Source organism: Noviherbaspirillum aridicola, from assembly GCF_019656455.1.
Lineage (GTDB): Bacteria > Pseudomonadota > Gammaproteobacteria > Burkholderiales > Burkholderiaceae_D > Noviherbaspirillum > Noviherbaspirillum aridicola.
Genome location: NZ_BPMK01000006.1, coordinates 206872 through 223434 on the forward strand (window position 1 = coordinate 206872; position 16563 = coordinate 223434).

11 protein-coding genes are annotated in these 16563 nt (G+C 67.4%); 5 read left to right on the forward strand and 6 right to left on the reverse strand.

Annotated features, from left to right (window positions below; genetic code table 11):
- Positions 1-18 precede the first annotated feature (18 nt).
- The 4 genes from NCCP691_RS08440 to NCCP691_RS08455 form a co-directional block, all read right to left on the reverse strand.
- Entirely contained in the window at positions 19-1806 is a 1788-nt protein-coding gene (locus tag NCCP691_RS08440; RefSeq protein WP_220807812.1) for a glycoside hydrolase family 15 protein, read from the reverse strand.
- Positions 1803-2591 (reverse strand): trehalose-phosphatase, encoded by a 789-nt coding sequence (gene otsB / locus NCCP691_RS08445; RefSeq protein WP_220807813.1) that lies wholly within the window; start codon positions 2589-2591, stop codon positions 1803-1805. Before otsB ends, NCCP691_RS08440 begins: the two co-directional genes overlap by 4 nt.
- Positions 2592-2593: 2 nt before the next feature.
- Positions 2594-4852 (reverse strand): alpha,alpha-trehalose-phosphate synthase (UDP-forming), encoded by a 2259-nt coding sequence (locus NCCP691_RS08450; RefSeq protein WP_220807814.1) that lies wholly within the window; start codon positions 4850-4852, stop codon positions 2594-2596.
- A 283-nt stretch (positions 4853-5135) separates the two neighbouring features.
- Complete coding sequence (locus NCCP691_RS08455) at positions 5136-7757, reverse strand: sensor domain-containing phosphodiesterase (RefSeq protein WP_220807815.1); 2622 nt, start codon at positions 7755-7757, stop codon at positions 5136-5138.
- A 273-nt stretch (positions 7758-8030) separates the two neighbouring features.
- Here NCCP691_RS08455 and ppnN point away from each other — a divergent pair, with 273 nt between their 5' ends.
- Entirely contained in the window at positions 8031-9401 is a 1371-nt protein-coding gene (gene ppnN / locus NCCP691_RS08460; protein ID WP_220807816.1) for a nucleotide 5'-monophosphate nucleosidase PpnN, read from the forward strand.
- Between the two features lie 16 nt (positions 9402-9417).
- On the opposite strand, the gene NCCP691_RS08465 is transcribed toward ppnN, so the two are convergent.
- Both NCCP691_RS08465 and NCCP691_RS08470 read right to left on the reverse strand, forming a co-directional pair.
- Positions 9418-11691 (reverse strand): DUF1631 family protein, encoded by a 2274-nt coding sequence (locus tag NCCP691_RS08465; RefSeq protein ID WP_220807817.1) that lies wholly within the window; start codon positions 11689-11691, stop codon positions 9418-9420.
- Positions 11692-11802: 111 nt separating this feature from the next.
- Positions 11803-12519 (reverse strand): pseudouridine synthase, encoded by a 717-nt coding sequence (locus NCCP691_RS08470; RefSeq protein ID WP_220807818.1) that lies wholly within the window; start codon positions 12517-12519, stop codon positions 11803-11805.
- A gap of 43 nt (positions 12520-12562) precedes the next feature.
- Between NCCP691_RS08470 and NCCP691_RS08475 the strand changes: the two genes are divergently transcribed.
- From NCCP691_RS08475 to NCCP691_RS08490, 4 genes are all read left to right on the forward strand, one after another.
- Positions 12563-13114, forward strand: a complete 552-nt coding sequence (locus NCCP691_RS08475; protein WP_220807819.1) for a hypothetical protein — start codon at positions 12563-12565, stop codon at positions 13112-13114.
- Complete coding sequence (locus tag NCCP691_RS08480) at positions 13111-14460, forward strand: GAF domain-containing protein (RefSeq protein ID WP_220807820.1); 1350 nt, start codon at positions 13111-13113, stop codon at positions 14458-14460. The genes NCCP691_RS08475 and NCCP691_RS08480 overlap by 4 nt, the downstream gene beginning before the upstream one ends.
- Positions 14461-14603: 143 nt before the next feature.
- Entirely contained in the window at positions 14604-15566 is a 963-nt protein-coding gene (locus NCCP691_RS08485) for a thiamine pyrophosphate-dependent dehydrogenase E1 component subunit alpha (protein ID WP_220807821.1), read from the forward strand.
- Positions 15567-15576: 10 nt separating this feature from the next.
- Positions 15577-16557, forward strand: a complete 981-nt coding sequence (locus NCCP691_RS08490; protein ID WP_220807822.1) for an alpha-ketoacid dehydrogenase subunit beta — start codon at positions 15577-15579, stop codon at positions 16555-16557.
- The last annotated feature ends 6 nt before the right edge of the window (positions 16558-16563 follow it).

Sequence of the window (16563 nt, forward strand, 5' to 3'; positions counted from 1 at the left end):
CCTCCCTTGCGGATTCGTTCAGTAAGCGTTTTCCCAGCTCTTGCTGAGCCGGGCAGCGCACTGTATCAGGCCCACCATGCTGTAGGTCTGGGGGAAATTGCCCCACAGCTCGCCGCTGTCGATCGTCACGTCCTCGGCGAGCAGGCCGAGATGGTTGCACTTGCCGAGCACGTTTTCGAACAGGGCGCGCGCCCGGTCGCGTTCGCCGATCTGCGTCAGCGCCAGTATCCACCAGAAGGTGCAGACCAGGAAGGCGGATTCCGGGCGCCCGAAATCGTCTTCCTCATCGTAGCGCAGCAGGAAGTCGCCGCGCCGCAGGTGGCGTTCGATCGCATGCACGGTGGAGACGAAGCGCGGATCGTCGGCCTCGAAAAAGCGGAACTCCGCCATCAGCAGCAGGCTGGCGTCGAGGCGGTCGCCATGGAAGGTGGATACGAAGCTCTGCAGCCGCTCGTTCCACGCGGCCTTGCAGATCTCGGCGTGCATGCGTCGCGCATGGCCGTCCCAGAACCGGGCCCGCTCCGGCAGCCCGAGATGGGCGGCGATCACCGACAGCCGGTGGCAGGCGGCCCAGCACATCATGCTCGAATAGGTATGCACGCGCTGGGCGCCGCGCAGCTCCCAGATGCCGGCATCGGGCACGTTATAAAGCTCCACCGCGCGATCGCCGAGCCGCTCCAGCTTGCGGAACATGTCCTGGCCGGCGGGCCGGGCCAGACGCGTATCGAAAAATGCCTGGGTCCCGGCCAGCACGGCCGAGCCGAACACGTCGTTCTGGATCTGGAAGTACGCCTGGTTGCCGATCCTGACCGGTCCCATGCCGCGATAGCCGGCCAGGGCCGGCGCGTTGTTTTCCTCCAGCACCACCTGGCGGCGGATGCCGTACACCGGCTGCAGCGGCGTATCCTGCGCGTCGGCGATCAGGTTGAGGATGTAGTCCAGGTATTTCTCCATGGTCCCGGTCGCACCGAGCCGGTTGAGCGCATTGACCACGAAGAAGGCATCGCGCAGCCAGCAGTAGCGGTAGTCCCAGTTGCGGCCGCTGTGCGGCGCCTCCGGGATGGAAGTGGTGACCGCGGCGGTGATGGCGCCGGTGTCGTCGAAGGCATTGAGCTTGAGCGTGATCGCCGCCCGGATCACCTGCTGCTGCCATTCGAACGGAATGTCGAGGTTGCGCGCCCAGTGGTGCCAGTAGTTGCGGGTCTTTTCCAGGAAGGTGCGGCCGACCTCGTGTACCGCGCCGTTGACCGTCTCGTCCGGGCCGAACAGCATGGTGACGCAGTCATGCAGGAAGAAGGCGCATTCGTCGACCACATCGGTCACGGAAGCGTCTGTCGTCAGGCGCAGGGCCTGGGCGCCGCCGGTGTAGGACACGTGATTGGCGCCGGTACGCACGTCGGCCGGCGCGCTGCCGTAGTTCACCGCCGGCCGCACGCGCAGCGTGATGCGCGGGCGTCCCGACAGCCGCCGCACGATCCGCACCAGCATGACCGGGGCGAACATGCGGTCGTGCATGTAGAAGCGCGGTGCGAAGTCGAGCACTTCGATCGCATTGCCGGCCTCGTCGGACAGCCGGGTGACGAGGATGGCGGCGTTGCGCTCATAGTGCTGCTGCCGCGCGCTCGTGCCCTTCATCTCGATGCCGATTTCGCCGTGCGCGCCGCGCTGCCCTTCCGATTGCAGCAGCGAGCAGCAGATCGGGTCGCTGTCGAAATACGGATAGCACCACCAGACGATGCCGGCGTTGCGGTCGATGAGGGCGCTGGTGCGGGAATTCCCGACCAGCCCGAGGTCGAGGCTGCTCATGGCGCCGCGCGCAGCCAGTTGCGGGCGCCCTGTTGGCGCAGGCGCTCACCGAGCACGTCGAGCAGCCTGGCTGTCTCGCAGAAATCGGGCAGGTACAGCTCGGCACTGCTCGATGCGGAGGCCTCGATCCGTATCGACAGGATATCGGGATGACCCATGCGGAACACATCCTCGTCGGTGACGTCATCGCCGACGTAGATCGCCTTGCGCGCCCCGCAGCATTCCATCAGCCTCAGCAATGCGCTGCCCTTGTGGCACCGGTCCTCGGCCAGCAGGTTGTAGACGAACTTGCCGGCCACCACGCGCGGCGCGGGGGTCAGCGTGGCGAACAGGGCCTCGAGCGCGCGCGCGGCGGCGGGAGGGTCCGCCGCTTCGCGGTAGTGCAGGGACAGCGAGTAGCGCTTGTCCTCCAGCAGAATGCCGGGGTCATGCCCCGGCAGCGCGGCGCGCAGCTGCGACAGCCAGGCCTGGCAGGCCTCGGCATGCGCGGCAGTCAGGCTCTCCCAGCCGGGCACGCCTTCCAGGCCGTGGTTCCCGACCAGGAATTCCGGCGTGAAGCCGAGGCGCGGGCGGATATCGTCCATGCCGCGCCCGGTGATGATGGCCAGCGGCGCGCTCTGGCCGAGCCGCAGCAGGCGTTCGCGGATGTCGTCCGGCAGATGCGCATCGTCGGGCACCGGCACCAGCGGCGCGAGCGTGCCGTCGAAATCGAAGGCGCACAGCAGTCCACCGCGCGCCACCTCGTGCAGGCGCTGCAGGCCTGCTTCGGAAAAGACGGGCCGCATGCCTACACCACCCTTCGCAGGGACTTGCGGCTGTGCTGCCGGATCTTGGCCAGGATGCGTTCCCGCTGGCGCACCCGCGCCGCATCGAGCAGCATGCGTCCCGCCCAGCGGTAGATATTGAAGTCCTTGACCAGGGCCCGCATGCTGCGCATGCGTTCGCATTGTTCTATCTCGGGCATGGTCACGGCGCGGTACAGCGCTTCCGCGCTCTGTTCGATGTGATAGGGATTGACGACCAGCGCTTCATGCAGCTCGCGGGCCGCGCCGGTGAACTGGCTCAGCACCAGCACGCCGCGGTCGTCGTCGCGGGCGGCGATGAATTCCTTGGCCACCAGGTTCATGCCGTCGTGCAGACTGGTGACGACGCAGACATCGGCGGCGCGGTAGTAGCGGTTGACCTGCTCGGCGTCATGGTGCTCGGCCTTGAGGATGATGGGCTGGTAGTTGCCGCTCGAGAAGCGGGTGTTGACGCGCTGGACGAGCGCCCTCACCCGGGCTTCGAAGTTCTGGTATTCATCGAGCGATGAACGCGTGGGCGCGGCGATCTGGATCATGGTGAACTTGCCCACCAGCGAAGGATGCATCTCCAGCATGCGCTCCACCGCCTGGAAGCGCTCGAGTATGCCCTTGGTATAGTCGAGCCGGTCCACGCCGATCGCCAGCAGGTGGTTGTCCGGCAGCCCGTGCTCGCGGCGGATGGCGTCGCGGCACTCCGCCACGCTCGGGTCTTCCGGCTGCGGCTCGCGCCATGCGATGGAGATCGGATAATGCTCGACCTGGGTCAGCTTGCCGCCGTAGGAAATCGTCGAGGTCTCGTACTCGATGCGGGTCTCGAGATAGCGGTCGACGGTCTCGAGGAAGTTCTTGCAGTGGAACTGGGTGTGGAAGCCGAGGATGGTGCTCCCGAGCAGGCCCTCCAGGATTTCCTCTCGCCAGGGGCAGATGCCGAAGGATTCCGGGTTCGGCCAGGGGATGTGCCAGAAGGTGATGATGGTCGCCTTGGGCAGCACGTCGCGCACCATGCGCGGCAGCAGCGCGAAATGATAGTCCTGCACCAGCACCACCGGGTCGTCGGTGCGCGCCTCGCGGATCACCGCGTCGGCGAAGCGCTGGTTCACGAGTTCGTATTTTTCCCAGTCGGACGAGCGGAATACCGGACGCACATGGGCGATATGGCAGAGCGGCCAAAGCCCCTCGTTCGCGAAGCCATAGTAGTAGCCCGCCTCTTCTTCCTTGGTCAACCACACTCGCCGCAGCGTGTACGCCGGATTCGAGGGCGGCACCGGGACGCGGTCGCTGGCATCCACCGTCTCGCGGTCGGCGGAGCCGCTGCCGTGCGCGACCCAGGTGCCGGAGCAGGCGCGCATCACCGGCTCCACCGCGGTCACCAGGCCGCTCGCCGGCCGCTGCACCTCGATGCCGCGCGGCGTGCGCGCGTGGGAGTAAGGCTCGCGATTGGAGACCACCAGCACTTCATCGCCGGCCAGCTCTTCATGCAGCAGGGTGCGCAGCTTTTCCGGCGTCCACTGGTAGGCGGTGTCGTCGCGCGAGCGCCGCTCCATGCTCAGGTCATGCAGCAGCGCCCGCAGGTCGCCCTCCAGCGGGCGCACTTCGGGCGGCGTCGACTGCTGCTGGGGCCGCGGCCCGATCTCGCCGCGCAGGATGCCCTTGACCGACGAGATCCAGTCGCGCCAGCTGAGATGGGCGACCAGCACGGTGATGAGCGAGACGACCACCGCCAGCACCCCGAACAGCATCAGCACATACTTGCGCGTGTCTTCGCTGCGGCGCTCGATGAAGCTCATGTCGTGGACCAGCACCAGCTTGCCGAGATACTGGCCGTCGCGCTCGACGGGATTGCTGCTCACATGCACCGGCCCCTTCGGCAGCTGGATCAGCGCTTCCGGCTTGCCGTTGCTTTCGGGCGCCGGCGCGCAGCCGAGGGACGCGGGGTAGGCGTTGGTCTTGTAGGTGAGTTTGCCGACCGGGTCGCAGAAGGCGATCGCATACAGGCGCTCGTCGCGCAGCGCCCGGTCGAACAGCTGGGGAATCCGGCGGTCGGCGTTCTGCGTGGCCAGGTACTCGCCGAGCGGATCCTGCAGGGCGTTGGAAAGCGACTGCGAGCGTGCATCGAGATCGCGCACGAACCAGCGCAGCGTCAGGTTTTCCACCAGCGGCACCACGGCATAGGCGGTCAGCCCGAGCGCCAGCGCCAGCGGCAATACGAATCGAAGAGACAGTCTGATCAGTCTGGACGGCATAACTCCTTCCCTCCGGCGGCGCGCGTGCGCGCGCCCGACAGCATGCCGGATTGCTTTGCATTGATGGATGACAAGGTGACCGGGGCGAGGACAGGCTGCCCGGTGATGGAGAGTGACAGGTCCGACACGAGACCAGATCCGTTAGAGTGCATCCTGTACGCCGCAGGCTGGACGGCACGCGCCGCCGGGCGCATCACCGCATTCCTTTGCTAAAAGATCAAAAGAGAGGGGTTTAGTTCCGGCAGTTGCGGCAAGTCAACCGGCGGTTCCCGCCGTGCGCCGGTTACGCCCGATAACCGTGCTGCAGGCCCGCGCGCTCCAGCAGCCCCGACAGCGCGGCGATCGGCAACGGCCGCGAGAAAAGGAAGCCCTGCATCTGGTCGCAGTCGTGCCGGCGCAGAAAGCTCAGCTGTTCTTCGCTCGACACGCCCTCCGCCACCACCTGCATGCCGAGGCTGTGGCCGAGCGAAATCACGGCGCGGGCGATGATGGCGTCGTTCGGATCGGCGCCGATGTCGCGCACGAAGGACTGGTCGATTTTCAGATGATCGATCGGGAACCGCTGCAGGTAGCTGAGACTGGAATACCCGGTGCCGAAATCGTCGATCGCCAGCCGCACGCCCAGATCCTTGAGCTCATGCAGGGCGCGCACCGCCTCCTCGGGATTCTGCATGACCAGGCTCTCGGTCAGCTCCAGCTCCAGCCACTCCGGGCCGAGGCCGGCGCCCTCGAGCGCCGCCTTCACCCGGCCGGCGAGAACGCCGCCGCCGAACTGGCGGGCGGAGATGTTGACCGCCACATGCAGCGGGGGCAGCCCGGCCTCCTGCAACGCCTTGTTGTCGCGGCATGCCTGCTGCAGCGCCCATTCGCCGATGGGCACGATCAGCCCCGTTTCCTCCGCCAGGGAAATGAAGGTCGACGGCAGCACCAGGGCGCCGTCCCCGCGCTGCCAGCGCAGCAGCGCCTCGACGCCGACGACCCGCCCGCTGCGCAGGTCGACCTTGGGCTGGTAATGCAGGGCGAACTCGCCGCGCGAGACCGCCTGCCGCAGCATCGATTCCAGCGACAGCCGCTCGCTGACCCGCTCGTTCATCGACGCCGTATAGAACTGGAAATTGTTGCGTCCCCGCTCCTTGGCGCGATACATGGCGGCATCGGCATTCCTGAGCAGGGTGTCGGCGTCGCGCCCGTCCCGCGGATAGAAGCTGACGCCGATGCTGCAGCTGATATAGAAATCATGGCCATCCACCCGGAACGGCATGCCGATCGTATCGAGGATGCGCTCCATCAGACCGCCGATGCCGTTCTCCTCGTGCTGGTCGGGGAGGACGAAGGCGAATTCGTCGCCGCCGTAGCGCGCGACCGTATCCTGCTCGCGCAGGCATGCCGACAGCCGCTCGGCGACCTGCTTGAGCAACTCGTCGCCGATGTTGTGGCCGAGGCTGTCGTTGATGACCTTGAAGTTGTCGAGGTCGATGAAGCCCACCGCGACCCGCTCGCCATGCCGCGCGGCGCCAGCGATGGCCTTCTCTATCCTGTCCTTGAGCACGTTGCGGTTGGCGAGCGCGGTCAGGGGGTCGAAGTTCGCCTGGCGTTCGAGCTGTTCCTCGGCATGCTTGATCGCCGTCACGTCATTGAGCACGCCGACGAAATGCGTGGCCTCGCCCGAGGCATCGCGCACCGGGGCGATATGCACGTCGTTCCAGAACAGCTGGCCGTCGCTGCGGTAATTGCGCAGCAGCGCCGAGCCTTCCTCGCGCGCCTGGATCGCACGCCGCAGCCTGGCCACGCCCGCCTGTTCGCGGTCGCCGTTCTGCAGGAACCGGCAATTGCGCCCGATCGCCTGGTGCGGCAGGTAGCCGGTGATGCGCTCGAAGGCCGGGTTCACGTATTCGATGTTGCCAGCGAGGTCGGTGATGATGATCGCGTTCACGCTCGACTGGATCGCGCGGTCGCGCAGCCGCAGGGTTTCTTCGACGTTGCGCCGGGCGGTGATGTCGATGCCCATCCCCGCCACGCAGGGGCGGTTGCCGTAGTCGATGCGCACCCCGCTGAGATAGTAGGGAACGGCATCGCCGTTGCGCGCCAGCAGTGCCGCCTCGGTCGTCGCGCAGCCCTTGTCCAGCACTTCGGCGATGCGCTCGATCACCAGCTCGCGGTCGGAGGGATGGACGAAGGCTTCCGCGTGCGCCTCGCGTATGTCTTCCGCGCTGCGTCCCAGCACCAGCTCGAGGTTGCGATTCCAGCGCAGAAAGCGGCGGTCGGCGCCGATGATGTAGAAGATGCCGGGCAGGCTGTCGAGGATGGCCTGCGCCTCGCGCGCTTCCCTGCCGCTTTCCTCGATCCGTTCGTGCAGCGCCGCGTTGACCGCCCTCAGCTCGCCGGTGCGTTCCCGCACCAGTTGCTCCAGCTGCCGGTGCGAGGCGACCAGCTGTTCCTGGGCGCGGTCGCGCTCGGCCAGGGCCTGGGTACGGCCGGCAAGACTGCTGCGCAGTTCCAGTTCCATCTCCACCTGGCGCCCCAGCAGGCGCAGCGCCTGCTCCTGCGGCGGGGTCAGCTTGCGCGGGCGGCGGTCGAGCACCGCCAGCGAGCCGAGCGCATAACCGTCCGGTGTCAGCAGCGGGACGCCGGCATAGAAGCGGATGCGGGGCTCGTCGTTGACCAGGGGATTGTCGGCGAAGCGCGGGTCGGCCAGGGCATCGCCGACGATGAAAGGCTGCCGCCCGCGGATGGTGTGATTGCAGAAGGCGATCTCGCGGGCCGTTTCGGTCACGTCGATGCCGACGCGGGCCTTGAACCACTGCCGGTGTTCGTCCACCAGGGTGATGATCGCCATCGGCGTATCGCAAATCGTCGACGCCAGGATGGTGATATCGTCGAACTGCGCCTCGGGCAGGGTATCCAAGATCCGATATCCCTTCAGCGCCTCAAGCCTCAGATGTTCTTCGGTCGCCGCCATTCCTCTTTCATCCGGTGGCCATCGCCGGCGCGTCCTCGCGACCGGCGGTGGTGTGTCGCTTTTCGATGGGGCGGCGTCGCGCATGTTCAGACTGACGCGCGCGCATGTGATCCACGTCATTGCCTTCTTGCGCCGCGGCTATGGTCACTGCGGCGCATATGCGTGTAAGCTAAATGCCACCGGGATATTCCCTCTCCCTCCCCAACACAGAGAACGCGTATGGAACAAAAGGTAGTCGACACACAAATCTCTCCCGAAGGACGTCTCGAAATCCTTTCCAAGGCCGAAGTCGCCAAACTCCTCGATTCCAGCCAGGGCGGTCTCTACCAGGTCTTCCGCAACTGTTCGCTCGCCGTGCTCAACAGCGGCAGCACGCTGGACGACGGCAAGGAACTGCTGGAGCGCTACGCCTCCTTCGAAATCAGCATCCTGCAGCGCGAGCGCGGCATCAAGCTCGACATCCGCGGCGCCCCCGCCAATGCCTTCGTCGACGGCAAGATGATCAAGGGCATTCACGAACATCTGTTCGCCGTGCTGCGCGACATCATCTACGTCAACGACGAGATCATCGGCAACCCGCGTTTCGATCTCGGCTCGAGCGAAGGTGTGACCGACTCGGTCTTCCATATCCTGCGCAACGCCGGCGTGCTGCGCCCGATGACCAATCCCAACCTGGTCGTCTGCTGGGGCGGGCACTCCATCTCGCGGGAGGAATACGACTATACGAAGAAGGTCGGCTACGAGCTGGGACTGCGGGCGATGGATATCTGCACCGGCTGCGGCCCGGGCGCGATGAAGGGGCCGATGAAGGGCGCCACCATCGCGCATTCCAAGCAGCGCATCATGAACGGACGTTACCTCGGCATCACCGAGCCCGGCATCATCGCGGCCGAATCGCCCAATCCCATCGTCAACGACCTGGTGATCATGCCGGACATCGAGAAGCGTCTCGAGGCTTTCGTGCGCGTCGGACACGGCATCGTGGTCTTTCCCGGCGGCGCGGGCACGGCCGAGGAAATCCTCTATCTGCTCGGCATCCTGCTTCATCCTGACAATGCGCAGGCGCCCTTCCCGCTGATCTTCACCGGCCCGGAGAACGCGCGCGAGTATTTCGCCCGCATCGACCAGTTCATCGGCGAGACGCTCGGCCCGCTCGCCCGCCAGCGCTACCAGATCATCGTCGACGATCCGGCCGAGGTGGCGCGCCAGATGCTGGCCGGCATCCGGCAGGTGCGCGAATACCGGAAGGAACGCAGCGACGCCTATTACTTCAACTGGGGCCTGCGCATCGACCCGGAATTCCAGCGGCCTTTCATGCCGACGCATGAAAACATGCGCAACCTGAAGCTGCACAAGGGGGAGCAGACGCACCTGCTCGCCGCCAACCTGCGGCGCGCGTTCTCGGGCGTGGTGGCGGGCAACGTGAAAGACCAGGGTATCCGCGCGATCGAGCAGTACGGACCATTCGAGATCCATGGCGACCGCAGCATCATGGGACCGATGGACGAACTGCTGGCGTCGTTCGTCGCGCAGCACAGGATGAAGCTGCCCGGCAAGCAGTACAACCCCTGCTACCGGGTCATCAAATAACGCGCACGGCCGGCCGTCAGGCCGGCTGCGCGAGCCGGCCCGCGCCGAACAGCAGCGATTCCACCGCGCGCTCGAAGACGGGCGCGTACTCGACCGGCGCCAGCGACTCGTCGCGCAGCGCTTCCAGCAGGGAGGCATAGGTATAGAGCGTCAGCTCGCCCCCTTCCCTGCGGAACAGGTAGAGGGAGCGGTGGGTGCTGATCCATACCAGCCGGCCGGGCAGTTGCTGGCCGTCGGGTGCGGCGAAGGCGACGCGGGTTCCGAGCAGCCAGGTACGGGCGAGGAATTCGCGTTCGTCCGCGCTCGCGCCCGCGAAAGCCGCGTCGAGCCGCAGCTCGGCGGCGACGCCGCGGCGGGCAAAGACTTCCTCGATCAGCGATGCGCGCGGCTGCGGCGGCTCTGCCTGTTCCCAGGAGGCGCGCTCCCAGTTGACCACCACGCGCGCGAATTCGCCGCGCAGTTCCTCGAGCGAATTCCGGGCGGCGGCCTGGCTCCCGGCGGCGCCCCGCAGTATCTGGGTATGCATGTCCATCAGCAGGTCGAGCATGGACTTGCTTTCGCTTTCCTCCATCTGGATCAGCGCCAGCCCGCCGCGCAGCCGGCGCACCAGGTCGGGCAGCAGCCGGATCAGGGCATTGCGCTCCGGCGGTGTCTGCTTATCCTGCACGCTCCATACCAGGTCCGCCAGCACCGCGTGATACTGGCGATAAAGGCTCTGCGGATGATCGCCGCCGCGCCCGGCTTCCACATCCTGCCAGCTGGCGTGGACCAGCACGTGCGGCCATGCGTGGATGATGAAGTCGGAGATGCGCTTGTCGACGTTCATCGGCAGCAGCACGTCGCACAGCGCGCCGGTGGTGCGGGTGAGCAGGATGCTGAATCTCTCGGCCGCTTCCACCGCCTCGGTCGCCCGCCGGGCGGCCGTGTCGTCCTGGCGCAGGTGACCGCTCATGAAGCGGTCGAACGCCTGCAGGCAGTCGGCAAAGACGGCGCAGTCGGTATCGAATTCGTCGAGCACGCGCTGCACGACCCGGCCGATCTCGGCGCCGACCGCGCGGCCGCCTTCGTCCGACGGGTCGGCGGCGGCCGCCGCGCTGCTGAGCCGGTTGAGCAGCTGGCGCGCGGGATGGCCCTCGTCATGCAGCAGGTCGGGCTCGAGCACGGCCGCCTTGAGCAGCGGTATCTGCAGACGCGCGATCGCCTGGCGCTGCGCGACCGGAATCTTGTCGTCCTCGCGAATGAAATCGAACAGCATCGATACGACATCGACCGTCATCCGCTCCATCATCGATGCCTTGTCCAGGCTGAGGCTCTCGCGCAGCCGGGCGATGTCCGCGCCCGGGTCCTGTTTCTGATGCCTGCCAAGCTCGGCCACCAGCGGGTTGACCGGCGGCGCCGCGGGCCGGTTACCGCCGGCGAGTCCCGCGAGACCGCGCGGCCCGCTGAACATGCGGCGGATGAAATCCTGGATATCCGGCTGCTGGCCGCCGCCAGCGGCAACGGACGTTCCGATGCCGCCGGAGGGCGCTGCGGCGTGCGAGACCTGCAGCGTCTCGACCAGGCGCTGCAGGCCCGGCATCAGCCTGGCCATCGCCGCCTCGGCGGTCGGGCCCTGATAGTGGCGCGGATTGTGCGGGTTGCGCGAGCGCTGCATCACGAACTTGCCCTGCACGCCAAGGCTGCCGAAGGCATCGCGCACCGACTGATAGAAACCCGGCAGGTGCGCCAGTGCCGCGGCCGAGAGCAGTTCGAAGGCGGTCCTGGCGCGGGCATCGTCGGATACGGCATCCTTCACCGCCTCGTACAGCGCGCGCGCCACCAGGTAGGGGCGGAACGGATTCTCGCGCTCGCGCGCCTCCGTCTGGCCGTGCAGCTGGGCGACGATGACGTTGAGGCGGCCGATGGTTTCTTCGTTCGCCTCGCGGATGCGCTCGGCCAGCCGGCCGACTTCGATCTGGTGGTTGACGACTTCGTCGTCGATCAGCGTGAGTTCATCCGCGCTGAGCTTGCGCATGCCCGGGCGCAGGTCCACGTACATGGTCTGGAACGCCCGGTCGAGATAGCCGCGGTACAGGGCTTCGGCGCGGCGCAGCAGCTGCGCGCTGTCCTGCCGCAGGAAATGGCGGACCGCGGCGAGCGCCGTGCGGTCGGCCCCGGACCGCGCGGCCGACTGCTGGTCCGCCGCCGCCCGCTCCGCGTCCTGGATGGCGCGCTGCGCGACGGCAAGGAATCCGAACAGGGCGCGGTCCTTGGAAACCTGGATGAGACGCTTGTATTCGGTGTCTGCCATGAGGTGCGAAAAGCGGTGAAACGGTATGCGGGACGATGGCTTATATAGTATGCGGAATCGTACAGGCTTGTTACAGGTTTCTCTACGGAATCTGCATTGACTTGAGGAAAATCAGCCGGCGCGCAACAGCGCCAGCTGCGCCTCCTCCAGGTAGCACCATTCGCCCTCGGCCAGGCCCAGCATGTCCAGGGTCAGCCCGCCCACCGAAATCCGCCTGAGCGCCTCGCAATGGTTGCCGGCCGCCGCCAGCATGCGCTTGACCTGGTGGTACTTGCCCTGCTCCAGCACGATCTCGATCTGCCGTTCGCCGACCGCCTCGCACGACAGCGCCCTGAGCGGCGCCGGTTCGTCATGCAGCTGCACGCCCTCCCGCAATGCCTGAAGCAGCGGCTCGGTGACGGGGGCGTGGGTGGTCGCGAGATAGCGCTTGGGGACATGCCGGCGCGGCGACGACTGCGCATGGATGAAGGCGCCGTCGTCGGACAGCAGAAGTAGACCGGTGGTGTCATGATCCAGGCGGCCGACGGGCTGCACGTCGCGCCAGCCGAACTGTTCGGGCAGCAGCGTGAGCACCGCCGGATGGTGGCTGGGCTTGCGCGAGCACTCGTAGCCGGCCGGCTTGTTGAGCGCGATGTAGAGCCGCTCCCGATAGGTCCAGTCTTCGTCGAAAACGCGCAGCACCAGACCGCTCGTATCCGGCGTCGAACGCCAGTCGGTTACAACAACGCCGTTGACGGCCACCTCGCCGTCTTCGACCAGTTCGCGGCAGTACTTGCGGCTGCCGAAGCCCTGCGACTGCAGGATGCGATCCAAAGTGAGTTTTGCCATGGCGAGCAACTCTATCAGAATCGCCCGGTGCGGCGGTGCGCGCGTGAGCCGATTTCCCGGTTATCATCCCGACATCCCGATTTCGAGAACCCCGCCCGCCGTGAGCCCGCCGCAACCGCTGATCGACGCCCAGCATGCCGCCTTCATCCAGGGCGGCGTCTCGATGTCGATCGGCGCCTGCGGCCCGGGGAGGCACCCGACCCTGGCGCGCGGCACGGGATGCCGGATCTCGGCGGACCTGCGGCGGGTCACCGTCTTCGTTTCGATGCAGCAGGCGGCGCCGGTGCTGGATTGCGTGCGCGACAACGGCCTGATCGCCGCCGCCTTCAGCCAGCCGTCCACCCACCGCACCATACAGCTCAAGGGACGCGACGCGCGCCTGGTGCCGCTCGATGAGGGCGACGCCGCGCTGATCATCCGCTACCGCCAGGCTTTTGCCGCCGACCTGGCGACGATCGGTTTCCGGGCCGAGCAGGTGGAAACCCTGCTCGGTTTCCCGGCATCGGAAGTGGTGGCCATCCGTTTCACCCTGGCAGAGGCTTATGTGCAGACGCCGGGACCGCAGGCCGGCGAACGGCTGCAAAGCAGGTCATGAGCGTGCAGCTCGACGCCATCCGCGAATGCCTCGAGGGCGTCATCCCCGGCACCATGGCGACCGCCGCCGCCGACGGCACGCCCAACGTGGCCTATCTGTCCCAGGTCCAGTATGTGGACAGCCGGCACGTGGCCCTGTCCTGGCAGTTCTTCAACAAGACGCGCCAGAACATCCTCGCCGATCCGCGCGCCTCCCTGGTGGTCGTCAATCCGGCCACCCTGCAGCAGTACCGGCTGCGGCTGGAATACCTGCATACCGAGACTTCCGGACCGCTGTTCGAGAACATGAAGGCGCGCCTCGCCGGCATCGCGTCCCATACCGGCATGAGCGGCATCTTCCGGCTGCTCGGTGCGGACATCTTCCGCGTGCACGAGGTCCAGCCCCTGCCCGGCGCGCTGATGCCGGCGCCCCCGGCCCAGCGCAACCTTCTCGCGGCGCTGCGCACGGCAAGCGCCCGGCTCGCCGCCTGCAACGACCTCGAAAAACTTTTGGCCGAGTCCCTCGCCTGCCTGGACAGGGAGTTCGGCATCAGCCATGCGATGCTGCTGATGGCCGACGAGGCCGCCGGCCGGCTGTACACCGTCGCCAGCCGCGGCTATGAAAGCTCGGGCGTCGGTTCGGAGATCGCCTTCGGTCAGGGCGTCATCGGCGTCGCCGCCCGCGCCCATGCTGCCATCCGCATTGGCCACATGACGGCCGAGTACGGCTACAGCCGCGCCATCCGCCACAGCGCCGAGCATGGCGGCATGGCCGGGGCGCTCGAGACCGAGATCCCGCTGCCCGGCCTGCCCGCGCCCGGCAGCAAGCTGGCGGTACCCGTGATGGCGGGACAGCATCTGCTCGGGGTCCTGTACGTGGAAAGCCCGCAGGAGCTGCGCTTCAGCTACGACGATGAAGACGCGCTGGTCAGCCTGGCCGCCCAGCTCGGGCTGGCCATCCAGCTGCTGCAGAGCGCCGCCGACTGCGCGGAAGAATCGCCGGCGCCGCCCGGCCTGCCGGCGCGCCCCGAGGGCACGCCGGTGATCGTGCGGCACTATGCGGAAAACGATTCGGTCTTCCTCGACGGCGACTACCTGATCAAGGGCGTGGCGGGCTCCATCCTCTGGACCCTGCTGCAGGACTATGCGGCGCGCCAGCGGGTCGAGTTTTCCAACCGCGAACTGCGGGTCGATCCCCGGATCCGCCTGCCGGGCGTGAGCGACAACCTGGAAGCGCGGCTGGTGCTGCTCGGCCGCCGCCTGGTCGAACGCGAGGCCCCCTTGCGCATCGAAAAGACCGGACGCGGCCGCTTCCGCCTGCAGGTGGACCGGCCCCTGCGGCTGCAGCCGGGCGCCGCCCCTGCCTGAATTCTTAAAACTTCATTCAACAAATCTTAAAAAAAGCTTAAGCCGGATGCCGCCGCGTCCGCCGCCCCCGTACGCGCAGTAAGCTTCGTTCCCTTCATGCCGCATCGCCCCGATGACGGCAGCAAGCGCAAGAAAGGACGAAGATGACAGCAATAAACAGCGATCGGCGCCCGGCGTCCATGCTCGAATGCATGATGCTGATCCGGGCCTATGAAGAACGGCTCGCGGCGCTGCAGGCCGAGGGCGCGGCGGCGGGGATCTGCACCGCCGTCGGCCAGGAAGCCTCCGCCGTCGGCGTGATCCGGGCGCTCGGCCCGCAGGACAAGATACTGACCAACCACCGGAGCGCGGGCCACCTGCTGGCCCGCGGCGCCGACCCCGGCCGCCTGATGGCGGAGGTGCTCGGCCGCGCCACCGGTTACTGCAAGGGCAAGAGCGGATCCCTGCACGTCTCGGCGGCCGAACTCGGCGTGGTGCTCACCTCCACCATCGTCGGCGGCGAGTTGTCGCTGGCCACCGGTGTTGCCCTCGCGAAGAAGATGCTCGGCGAGGAAGGCATCGTCGCCTGCTTCTTCGGCGACGGCGCGGCCTGCGAGGGCATCTTTCACGAATCGCTGAACCTGGCCAGCGTATGGCAGCTGCCGCTGCTGTACGTATGCGAGAACAACCAGTGGCAGGCCTTCGTGCACCGGCGCGAAACCATGGCGGGCGATCATGTCAGCGGCTGGGCGCCCGGCTACGGGATCCGCAGCATGACCGTCGACGGCAACGACGCCGAGGCGGTGCTCGCCGCCGCTACCGAGGCCGTAGCGTATGTGCGCGCCGAGGGCAAGCCCTTCCTGCTCGAGACCTGCACCTACCGGCTGCGCGGGCATTTCGAGCCGGACGACCAGTCCTATGTGGACGCGGCCGAGCTGGCGGGCTGGCGGGAGCGGGACCCCATCCCCGCGCTGCGGCGCAGGCTGCTCGCCGACGGCCGCCTCGGCGCCGCAGAACTCCCCGCCATGGAAGCGCGCGTCCGGGACACGATTTCCGCGGCCCTGGACTACGCCCGGTCCTCGCCCTTCCCCGCCCTGTCCGAACTCACCACCGATGTCTACGCCTGAGGAGCGCACCATGCAGATCACCGTCAATGAAGCCATGGGCCAGGCGCTGGCCGAGGAAATGCGGCGCGATGCGCGCGTGCTGATGTTCGGCGAGGGCGTGGCCACCAAGCGCCGCGAACTGCTGGAGGAATTCGGCCCGGCCCGGGTGCGCAATACGCCGCTGGCCGAAGGCATCATCGCCGGCACTGCCGCCGGCGCCGCCGCCAGCGGCCTGCGTCCGGTCGTCGACCTGCTGTTCGCGCCCTTCCTCTGCTTCGCGATGGACGAGATCGTCAACAGCGCCGGCAAGCTGCGCTATCTCTCCGGCGGCCAGTTCGCCTTCCCGATGGTGGTCATCGCGATGACCGGCGCGGGCTGGGGCGTCGGCGCCCAGCACAATCACAACCTGGAATCGTGGTTCGTGCACAGCCCGGGTCTGAAGGTCGCGATGCCGTCCACCGCGGCGGATTTCAAGGGCATGCTCAAGGCGGCCGTTCGCGACGACAATCCGGTGCTGTTCTTCGTCGACCTCGCACTCGGCTACGTTGCGGGCGAGGTGCCGGCGGGCGAACACCTGGTCCCGCTCGGCAAAGCAGCGGTGCGGCGCGCCGGCAGCGACATCACCATCGTTTCCTACGCCAAGATGGTCGACAGCTGCCTGCAGGCGGCCGCCACGCTGGCGGACCGGGGCGTCGACGCGGAAGTGATCGACCTGCGCTCGCTCAAGCCGCTCGACGAGGCGGCCATCCTGCGCTCGGTGCGCAAGACCGGCCGGCTGCTGATCGTGCACGAGGCGAGCCGCATGTGCGGCGTCGGCGCGGAGGTCGCCGCCATCGTCGGCGAGCAGGCGTTCGACGCGCTCCGGTCGCCGGTACGGCGGCTGACCGGACCGGACGCGCCCGCCGCGGCGAGCTGGCCGCTCGAACAGGCCTTCCTGCCCCAGCCCGACGCGATCGCCGCCGCCGCCCTGGACAGCGTGCGCGCATCCACTCTCATTCCCGAAACCGTCTGAACAAGG